General features: G+C 61.4%; 2 protein-coding genes. One reads left to right on the top strand and one right to left on the bottom strand.

Annotation, left to right across the window (positions count from 1 at the left end; translation table 11 throughout):
• The coding region (locus tag MTX36_RS29460; protein ID WP_243623201.1) for an ABC transporter ATP-binding protein at window positions 1-453 on the top strand (453 nt) is incomplete at its 5' end.
• 1 nt (window position 454) lies between these two features.
• Here MTX36_RS29460 and MTX36_RS29455 read toward each other — a convergent pair.
• Window positions 455-663, bottom strand: a 209-nt coding sequence (locus tag MTX36_RS29455; RefSeq protein ID WP_243623200.1) for a histidine phosphatase family protein, incomplete at its 5' end; no start/stop codon positions are given.

Genomic DNA, 663 nt, shown 5'->3' with positions numbered 1-663 from the left:
CCGAAGGTCCTGATCTGCGACGAGCCCGTCTCGAGCCTCGACGTGTCGGTGCAGGCACAGATCCTGAACCTGCTCGAGGCCGCCAAGAAGCGCCACGGACTGTCCCTGCTGTTCATCGCGCACAACATGGCTGTCGTCAAGAACATCAGCGACCGCGTCATGATCATGTACTTGGGCCGCGTCTGCGAAATCGTTCCGGCAGAAGACATGCAGAACCGCGCATTGCACCCGTACACGCAGCTTCTGCTGTCGTCGATCCCGGATCCCGACGCAACCGTCACGGCTTCGCAGAACGTCGAGCAGAAGGTCATCGAGCTCCCGTCGCCGCTGAATCCGCCGAGCGGCTGCCGATTCCGTACCCGATGCCCCCTCGCGACGGATCGTTGCGCCGAGGAAGTTCCCGAACTTCGCCTCGTCGACGGTGGTCACCAGGTGGCGTGCCACAACGTGTGATCTACACCCGCAGCATGTTTCGGACGTGACCCGTTTCGTTGATCGACGCGACCCGCCGATTCCCATTGCGGGAAACCAGAATACGAGTGACGGAGACGTACTCGATCGGGAACGTCAACGGACGTTCCAGCCCGAGTAGCTCCTGCAGAACGATATTGACGACGCCACCGTGGCAGAACACAGCCACGGTGGCGTCGTTGTCTGTTGATG

It is taken from the genome of Rhodococcus sp. ARC_M6, assembly GCF_022810305.1.
Classification (GTDB): Bacteria; Actinomycetota; Actinomycetes; order Mycobacteriales; family Mycobacteriaceae; genus Rhodococcus_F.
Note: the sequence above shows the minus strand (reverse complement) of the source record. Positions and strands in the feature narration are given on the sequence as shown.